Source organism: Sphingomonas asaccharolytica NBRC 15499 (assembly GCF_001598355.1).
Lineage (GTDB): Bacteria > Pseudomonadota > Alphaproteobacteria > Sphingomonadales > Sphingomonadaceae > Sphingomonas > Sphingomonas asaccharolytica.
This window is the reverse complement of sequence record NZ_BCYU01000054.1, coordinates 21,694-29,572: the sequence shown is the minus strand read 5'-3', so window position 1 is coordinate 29,572 and position 7,879 is coordinate 21,694. Positions and strand designations below refer to the sequence as shown.

Annotated in this window: 8 protein-coding genes; 2 read left to right on the top strand and 6 right to left on the bottom strand. The window is 65.6% G+C overall.

What is annotated here, in order from left to right:
• Nucleotides 1-52: 52 nt before the first annotated feature.
• Nucleotides 53-1,003, bottom strand: coding sequence for an outer membrane protein assembly factor BamD (locus SAS01S_RS14675; RefSeq protein WP_066809688.1), 951 nt, complete (start codon nt 1,001-1,003; stop codon nt 53-55).
• Between the two features lie 142 nt (nt 1,004-1,145).
• Here SAS01S_RS14675 and SAS01S_RS14670 point away from each other — a divergent pair, with 142 nt between their 5' ends.
• Together SAS01S_RS14670 and SAS01S_RS14665 are read left to right on the top strand one after the other, a co-directional pair.
• Nucleotides 1,146-1,970 (top strand): class I mannose-6-phosphate isomerase, encoded by an 825-nt coding sequence (locus SAS01S_RS14670; RefSeq protein WP_066809686.1) that lies wholly within the window; start codon nt 1,146-1,148, stop codon nt 1,968-1,970.
• Between the two features lie 50 nt (nt 1,971-2,020).
• Nucleotides 2,021-3,190: a glycosyltransferase gene (locus SAS01S_RS14665; RefSeq protein WP_066809684.1), complete on the top strand. Its 1,170-nt coding sequence runs from the start codon at nt 2,021-2,023 to the stop codon at nt 3,188-3,190.
• Here the strand turns inward: SAS01S_RS14665 and SAS01S_RS14660 are convergent.
• Genes SAS01S_RS14660 through yajC form a run of 5 tightly spaced genes read right to left on the bottom strand, consistent with a single transcriptional unit; the run spans nt 3,177 to nt 7,790 of the window.
• Nucleotides 3,177-4,403, bottom strand: a complete 1,227-nt coding sequence (locus SAS01S_RS14660) for a DUF3089 domain-containing protein (protein ID WP_066809681.1) — start codon at nt 4,401-4,403, stop codon at nt 3,177-3,179. The two genes, SAS01S_RS14665 and SAS01S_RS14660, sit on opposite strands and share 14 nt — an antisense overlap.
• A gap of 58 nt (nt 4,404-4,461) precedes the next feature.
• Nucleotides 4,462-4,833, bottom strand: a complete 372-nt coding sequence (locus SAS01S_RS14655) for an Mth938-like domain-containing protein (protein WP_066809679.1) — start codon at nt 4,831-4,833, stop codon at nt 4,462-4,464.
• Nucleotides 4,833-5,807 (bottom strand): protein translocase subunit SecF, encoded by a 975-nt coding sequence (gene secF / locus SAS01S_RS14650; RefSeq protein ID WP_066809677.1) that lies wholly within the window; start codon nt 5,805-5,807, stop codon nt 4,833-4,835. Before secF ends, SAS01S_RS14655 begins: the two co-directional genes overlap by 1 nt.
• A gap of 13 nt (nt 5,808-5,820) precedes the next feature.
• Nucleotides 5,821-7,446, bottom strand: a complete 1,626-nt coding sequence (gene secD / locus SAS01S_RS14645) for a protein translocase subunit SecD (RefSeq protein WP_066809675.1) — start codon at nt 7,444-7,446, stop codon at nt 5,821-5,823.
• Nucleotides 7,446-7,790, bottom strand: a complete 345-nt coding sequence (yajC, locus tag SAS01S_RS14640; protein WP_066809696.1) for a preprotein translocase subunit YajC — start codon at nt 7,788-7,790, stop codon at nt 7,446-7,448. Before yajC ends, secD begins: the two co-directional genes overlap by 1 nt.
• Nucleotides 7,791-7,879: the final 89 nt, after the last annotated feature.

The following is a 7,879-nucleotide window of genomic DNA, read 5'->3' as shown; positions in this document are numbered from 1 at the left end:
GACCCGGTGCACCCGCAAGCGGGAGAGGGCTAATGAGCAGGAGGGACCAATCTTACTTCGGGATCGGGCCGCCGCCCGCGCCGCCGGTGTTGCTGGTGCCGGTCGAGCCGCGACCTTCGTCCTTGGCGGCGACGCCCGGCGTGCCCGGCGCGATCGGCTGGGCATCCTTGAAGCCGACCGGGATCGGCAATTCGCCTGCCGCCAGCGGCGTCGCCGGCTTATAGGGATGGTCTTCCATCAATTTATAGGCGCGCTTGTACCAGTCGGTGCCGGGATAATTGGCGCCCAGCACGGCGGCCGATTTCTGCGCTTCCTCGGGCACGCCGAGCGCGAGATAGGTTTCGGTCAGGCGCATCAGCGCCTCCGGCACATGAGTCGTGGTCTGATAGCCGTCGACCACGGCGCGGAAGCGGAGCGTCGCCGCCAGCCACTGGCCGCGCGTTTCGTAGAAGCGGCCGATCTCCATCTCCTTGCCCGCGAGGTGGTCGCGGACCAGGTCGATCTTGAGCCGGGCATCGGCGGCATATTTGGTGTTGGGGTAGCGGCGGACCAGCTCACCCAGCGCGTCGAGCGCCTGCTGGGTGATCTTCTGGTCGCGAGTGACGTCGGCGATCTGCTCGTAATAGCCCAGCGCGACGAGATAATAAGCGTAAGGGGCATCGCGGTTGCCGGGATGGACCGCCAGGAAGCGCTGCGCCGACTGGATCGACTGCGTGTAGTCGGTGTCCATATAATAGCTGAACGAACTCATCAGCTGCGCGCGGCGCGCCCAGATCGAGTAAGGATGCTGGCGCTCGACTTCGTCGAACAGCACCGCCGCCTCCTTGTAGCGGCCCTGGTCGAGCCGAGTCTTGGCGAGCGTGTAGAGCGTGCCGACATCGCGCGCGATATAGGGGACGTCGCCCTTCTTCAGGCCGCCGCCGCGGCCGGCGCAGCCCGCCATTGGCAAAGCGAGGAGAGCGATAAGCGCGAACGCGACGGGACGGGACTTGGCAATACGCATGGCGCGTGGTCTTAGCGCAGCACGCGCGGGGCGCAAACAATCCTTTTACGCCGCTCGTCGCGTTGCCATTAGCGCACGTGGGATCGGTCGCCGGGTCCATGCGTTCGCGTCCTGAAACCGCTAACCGGGAGGGCTTTGACCGATGACCGCCACCTTGCTTGCCACCAAACGCGTCGAAAAGCCGTGGGGCCGGCACACTTTATGGCCAGGCTTCAGCGATCCCGCGCCCGGCGGCGACCCGGTCGGTGAGATATGGTTCCAGACTCCGGACGCGGGCACGCCAGATCTGTTGATCAAATATCTGTTCACCAGCGACCGGCTGTCGGTCCAGGACCATCCCGATGACGAAGCGGCGCGCGCGGCGGGCTATCCGCGCGGCAAGGATGAATGCTGGGTGATTCTCGACGCCGAACCGGACGCGACGATCGCGCTCGGCACCAAGGAGCCAACCACCCGCGAGAAACTGCGCCAGGGCGCGCTCGACGGATCGATCGTCGGCATGCTCGATTGGAAACCGGTCAAGGCCGGCGACTTCCTCTATTCGCCGGCCGGCACCGTCCATGCGATCGGCGGCGGGATCACGCTGGTGGAGGTGCAGCAGAATGTCGACCTGACCTATCGCCTCTACGATTATGGCAGCGACCGCGAACTCCATCTCGATGCGGGGTTGAAGGTCGCCGATCCCAATCCGTTCGTGCCCAAGCCGATCGTCGGCGAAGTCGAGGAAGGCCGCACGATCCTGTGCGAGGGACCGAAATTCGTGCTCGAACGCTGGACCGGCGGCGATCGCACGGTCACCCTGCCCGACGGCGTCACCGGCTGGCTCACCCCACTCAAGGGCGAAGGGGTAGCCGACGGCGTAGCGTGGCGCGCCGGCGAATGCGCGACGGTGAGCGGTACGGCGCACGTCCACGCCGCGGCAGGAAGCGACATCCTGTTCGCTTATCCGGGCGATACGCGCATTTGAGCTTCGGCCAGGCTAGCCCTCATTAACCATATTGGGTTTAGGACAGACGGATGCTGCGCGTCCTCACGCTTTCGACCCTGTTCCCGGACGCCGGCCGGCGCAATTTCGGGGTGTTCGTCGAGCGCCAGACCCTGGGCCTCGCAGCGCATCCCGATGTCGAGTTGCGCGTGGTGGCGCCAATCGGACTGCCCCCCTTCCCGCTGGCATTGCGCGGCCGCCATGCCCAATTGGCAGCGCTTCCGCTCGGCGAGCAATGGAAAGGCGTGGACGTCTATCGGCCCCGTTTCCTCGCGGTGCCGGGGACGGCCGGGCGGCTCCATGTCCATTTCCTGACTCGCGCGCTGACCCCCTTGCTCGCCGATCTGCGGCGCGAGTTCGCCTTCGACGTGATCGACGCCTCGTTCTTCTTTCCCGACGGCCCCGCCGCGGTCGCGCTGGGGCGGCGTTTCGGCGTCCCCGTCTCGATCAAGGCCCGGGGCAGCGACATTCATCACTGGGGCACTGCCGCTGCGACCGCAGGCCAGGTCCGCGCCGCGGGCAAGAATGCCGGCGGGCTGCTCGCCGTGTCGGACGCGATGAAGCGCGACATGGTGGCGATGGGGATGCCCGCCGAGCATATCCGCGTCCATCGCACCGGCGTCGATCTCGGCCAGTTCGCGCCACGCGATCGCGGCGAAGCCAAGGCGGCCTTGAAGGTTCGCGGGCCACTGGTCGTGTCGACCGGCGCGCTGATCGAGCGCAAGGGCCACGACATCGTCATCGACGCGATCGCGGCGCTGCCCAACGTCCATCTGTTGATCGCCGGCGAGGGCGCCTATCGCGGCGCACTCGAAGCCAAGATCGCCGCGCTGGGACTGGCAGATCGTGTTCGTCTGCTCGGCGCGGTGCCGCATGGCGAGATGGCGGCCTTGCTCGCCGCCGCCGATGTAATGGCGCTGGCGTCCGAGAATGAGGGCCTGGCCAACGCCTGGGTCGAAGCGCTCGCCTGTGGGGTTCCGGTGGTCATTCCCGATGTCGGTGGCGCGCCCGAAGTCGTGACCGAACGCGCTTATGGCCGGATCGTCGGGCGCACGCCGGCCGGATTCGCATCGGGCATTGCCGCGGTACTGTCGGACCACACGCCGCCGATGACCGCCAGGGCCGGCGCCGAACGCTTCACCTGGGAAGCGAACACCGCCGGCCTGTACGATCATCTGAAAGCCCTGGTCACTTCTTCTTAGGCAGGTCCAACGGCGTCCCGCGCCAGGATGCCGCCTGATATTCGCTGAGGCTGACCAGATTGCCCATCTCGACCGGCATGTCGATCAGATGGAGCCCCCAATCCTTGAGCGTCGCGCCGTTGACGACGACATCGCCGACGATCGTATCGGTGCGCGGATCCTGGGGATTGGCATTCACCGTCACCGCCAGATAATTGAACCCGCCATTCGACACGCATTCGGCGGAGATCAGCCCGGGCACCGAGACGAACGGGGTGGTGACCGGCGCATTGTCGCTGGTCCACGGCCCCATCGGCGCGCTGGCGAGCCCCGCGCCCTTGGCGCCGAGGATCGCATCGGTCACTGCCTTGCCGCCACCCAAAGCCGCGGGGTTCACGCAGGCCGCGACCATGCCGGGCTGCGGTACTTTGCCGAAGCGGCTATTCTCGGGCGGGGGCGAATCGGCGCGGAAGGTCACGTAGCTGACGACGCAGCCATATTGATCCATCGCCTTGCACAATTTGGTCCGCTTCAAATCGCCGCCGACATCGCCGCCCGCCGGCACCGCGACATTGGTGCCGAGCAGATAGGCGGCGATCAGCAACCGGCGCTGGCTGGGGTCATTCTCGATCACCTCGGCGAGCAATTGCTTGAGGATGCCCGCGCCCTGGCTGTGGCCGATCAGCACGACGCCGCGGCCAACCTGATATTTGTCGCGATAGGTGCGCCACGCCGCCTCGACATCGAGATAAGCCAGCTTGCGATCGGCGGCGCTCGCCTTGCCGGCCATGATGTCGCGCAGCGCCGCCAGCGTGACTTGGCGATAGAGCGGCGCATAAACGCGGCACTTGGCGGTGAAGCGCGCAGCCTGCGATGCCGCGACCTGCTTTTCCTCCGGCCCGATATTGAGGTCGCTGTTCGGCGTCGGATCGAGCGACACGGTCGGATAGACGTAGAAGCAATCATATTTGGGCGCCGGGTCAGCCTTGAACTTGACCACCATGCGCTTGCCGTCGCCAGTGATGACGGTGACGTTCTGGTCGACCGTACAAGCATCCTGGCGGCCGGGCAGGCAAAGCCAGCCGGCGTCGGTGTTGTAATCGGGCGCAGGGATAATCACCGGCGGAGGAGCTGAGGGCAGCGCCACGCTGGCCGGCATTGCAGGCGCGGTCTGCGCCAACGCAGGTGCGGCGACCGCCATAAACAGCGCGCCGACGAACAGCAACCTCTTCATGCTATGTCTCCCCTAGCTCCCATGCCCGGGGCGAACCCTAGCTAAGAGTGCAGCGGGATCAAGCCACAGGATAGAAGGCGCCGACGACCCAGCGTCCTTCGCCGCGCAACATGCCCCAGGCGCGCGCCGCCGCGCGGCTGTCCATCGCCTCGATGCCGATACCCCGCGCCTCGAGCGCGCGAACCAGCGCCACCGGTGGCCGGACCAACGTCGGGCCGGTCCCGAGCAACAGGAATTCGGGGCGCGGGTCGAGCGCCAGGACCAGCTCGAGATCGCCCTGATCGAGCGCCGCCAGCGGTGGCGGCGTCCAGCCATCGGCGCGCTCGGGCGTGATCGCCAGTGCGTGGTAGACATTGTCGTCGACGCGAAAGCCGGCCGCGCTCAGTCCAGAGACGACCGGCCCGTCGCTGCGGGCGCGGTCCATCCGCATCAGTTGTTGCCCGGTCCGACGCGCTCCGCCCCGGTCGCCGCATTGGGCTTGCCCGGCTTGTCCGGCGTCGGCTCGGCGCGCAGGCCGAGCGTGATCAGCAGCGACGACGACACGTAGATCGACGAATACGTCCCGACGATCACGCCGAGGATCATCGCCGCGGTGAAGCCGCGCAGCACGTGCCCGCCGAAGATCAGTAGCGCGACCAGCGCGAGCAAGATGGTCAGCGAGGTCATCACGGTCCGCGGCAATGTCTCGTTGACCGACAGGTTGATGATCTCGCGCATGTCCATCTTGCGATAACGGCGCATATTCTCGCGGATGCGGTCGTCGATGACGATCTTGTCGTTGATCGAATAGCCGATGATCGTCAGCACGGCGGCGACGATGTTGAGGTCGAATTCGAGCTGGGTCAGCGCGAAGAAGCCCAGGGTCATCAGCACGTCGTGCATGATCGCGACCACGGTCGAGACGCCGAATTGCCATTCGAAGCGGAAGATCGCGAACAGACCGATCAGCAGCACCGCGACGACGACCGCGAGGATACCGTTCCAGACGAGCTCGCCCGACACCTTGCCCGACACCGCGTCCTGCTTGGAGAATTGCGCGCCCGCGAAATTCGCCGCCAGCGCCGCCTTGACCTTCTCGACCACCTGGTTGGTCGCCGCCGGATCACTGCTTTCCGGACGCGGCAAGCGGATCGACAGCGTGGTCGGGCCACCGACCTGTTGCAGCGACGCCTCACCGACCTTCAGGTCGTCGACCACCTTGCGCACCTTGTCCACGCTCGGCGCGACCATGAACTTCTCTTCGATCATGATGCCGCCGACAAAGTCGACGCCCATGTTGAGGCGGTGGATGAACACCAGGGCGACCGCCGCGATGGTCAGCACGGTAGTCAGCCCGAACGCCCAATAGCGCAGGCGGACGAAATCGATATTGGTATCGTCGGGGACGATCTTGAGCAGGCGCATGGTGTGCGGCCCCTTAAATGTTGATGGTCTGCGGACGATGCTTCCGCAGCCAGAGGACGACGAGCATGCGGGTGAAGGTCACCGCGGTGAACACCGAGGTGATGATGCCGATCAGCAGCACGACCGCGAAACCCTTAACCGGCCCCGAACCCAGCAGCAGCATGACGACGCCCGAAATGCCGTGAGTCATGTTCGCTTCGAAAATGGTGCGGCTGGCTTCCTTATACCCCAGCTCGACCGACTGCATGACGCTTCTCCCGCGCCGTCGTTCTTCGCGGATGCGCTCGTTGATCAGCACGTTGGCGTCAACCGCGGTGCCGATCGTCAGCACGAAACCGGCGATACCGGGCAAGGTCAGCGTGCCGTTGAGTACCGCGAGCACGCCCATGATGACCAGCACGTTGATGACCACGGCGTAATTGGCATAGAGCCCGAACCGGCCATAGGTCACCAGCATGAAAACGACGACCAGGATCACGGCGATGATCGACGCCTTGATACCGGCATCGATCGAATCCTTGCCGAGCTCGGGGCCGACGGTGCGTTCCTCGATCACCTTGAGCGCGACGGGCAGCGCGCCCGACTTGAGCTGGATGGCGAGATCATTGGCGCTCTGGAAGGTAAAGCCGCCCTGGATGACGCCGCTGCCGCCCAGGATCGGTCCTTCGATATTGGGCGCCGAAATCACCGAGCCGTCGAGAATGATCGCGAACGGCTTGTTGACGTTCTCCTGCGTGGTCCTGGCGAAGCGCTTGCCGCCTTCGGTGTTGAACTGGAACGCCACCACCGGTGCATTGGTCTGCGAATCGTTCTGGACGCGCGCGTCGGTCAGGTCCTGACCGGTGATGATCGCGGCGCGGCGCACAGCGATGACCGGCGGCTTGTTCGCCGGATAACCGACATACGGGAAACCGCGACCCGCGGCACTGGGATAAGGCAGGATCTGGTCACCGATCGGCGACTGCCCGACAGCGAGCTTGGCGGTATCGGCGGTGGTGTCGACCAGCTTGAACTCGAGCTTGGCGGTCTTGCCGAGCAGCGCCTTCAGCGCGGTCGGATCCTGCAAGCCCGGCACCTGGACGACGATACGCGTCGCCCCCTGGCGGATGATCGTCGGCTCGCGCGTGCCGAGCGAGTCGATGCGGCGGCGCACCACCTCGGTCGCGCCGCTCATCGCGCTGTCGATCGCCTCGTCGACCCCAGCCTTGGTCGGGGTGATCACGAAGCGCGTCGAATCGACCACCTGGATGTCCCAGTCGCGCTGCCCGGTCATCTGTGCGCCCGTGGTCATTTGCGACAGGCGCTGGCGCGCATCCTCCAGCTGGGCGACATTGCGCAGCATGAAGCTGACCTTGCCGCCGTCGGTGGTGATGTCGCCGATATCGATCCGCGGCGCCTTGCGCATCGCGGTCGCGACGCTGTCGCTCATCAGATTGACGCGGTCGGTGACCAGCTGGCTGGTATCCGCTTCGAGCAGCAGATAGCTGCCGCCGGCCAGATCGAGGCCCAGGTTGATGCGCGGGTGGACCGGCCAACTCTTGGTCATGTCCTCGGGAAAGAAGCTCGGGATCGCGAGCGCCATCAGCACCGCGAGGAACCCGAAGATCGAGAGGACTTTCCAGCGCGGGAAATCGAGCATCAGTCGTTCGCCGGCTTGGCCGTGGTCGGCGACAGGATCTCGGTGATCGCGCCGCGCGCGACCTGAACCTTGACGTTGGGCGCGATTTCCAGCTCGACATAGCTATCGCTGGTCTTGCTGACCTTGCCCAGGATCCCGCCCGAGGTGATCACCTGATCGTTCTTCTTGAGCGCGTCGATCGCGTTGCGCAGTTCCTTCGCGCGCCGCTGTTGCGGGCGGATCATCAGGAAATAGAAGCCGACGAACAGCAGGATGAAGGGGAAGAACTGCATCGCGATGGCGATACCATCGGAACCGGAAGCGGCGCCGCCGGCGACCTGGGCATAAGCAGAAGGAATGAACATGAGCATCCTGAAAAATGGGCATGGCTGACGCGCCCGTCAGGGCGCCACCGTAAGCGCCGCGCGCTATCACCATGCGGGGCGCGGTGCAA

Coding starts and splice junctions, on each gene's coding strand:
- SAS01S_RS14675 (WP_066809688.1), bottom strand. CDS start 1,003: ATGCGTATTGCCAAGTCCCGTCCCGTCGCGTTCGCGCTTATCGCTCTC.
- SAS01S_RS14670 (WP_066809686.1), top strand. CDS start 1,146: ATGACCGCCACCTTGCTTGCCACCAAACGCGTCGAAAAGCCGTGGGGC.
- SAS01S_RS14665 (WP_066809684.1), top strand. CDS start 2,021: ATGCTGCGCGTCCTCACGCTTTCGACCCTGTTCCCGGACGCCGGCCGG.
- SAS01S_RS14660 (WP_066809681.1), bottom strand. CDS start 4,403: ATGAAGAGGTTGCTGTTCGTCGGCGCGCTGTTTATGGCGGTCGCCGCA.
- SAS01S_RS14655 (WP_066809679.1), bottom strand. CDS start 4,833: ATGCGGATGGACCGCGCCCGCAGCGACGGGCCGGTCGTCTCTGGACTG.
- secF (WP_066809677.1), bottom strand. CDS start 5,807: ATGCGCCTGCTCAAGATCGTCCCCGACGATACCAATATCGATTTCGTC.
- secD (WP_066809675.1), bottom strand. CDS start 7,446: ATGCTCGATTTCCCGCGCTGGAAAGTCCTCTCGATCTTCGGGTTCCTC.
- yajC (WP_066809696.1), bottom strand. CDS start 7,790: ATGTTCATTCCTTCTGCTTATGCCCAGGTCGCCGGCGGCGCCGCTTCC.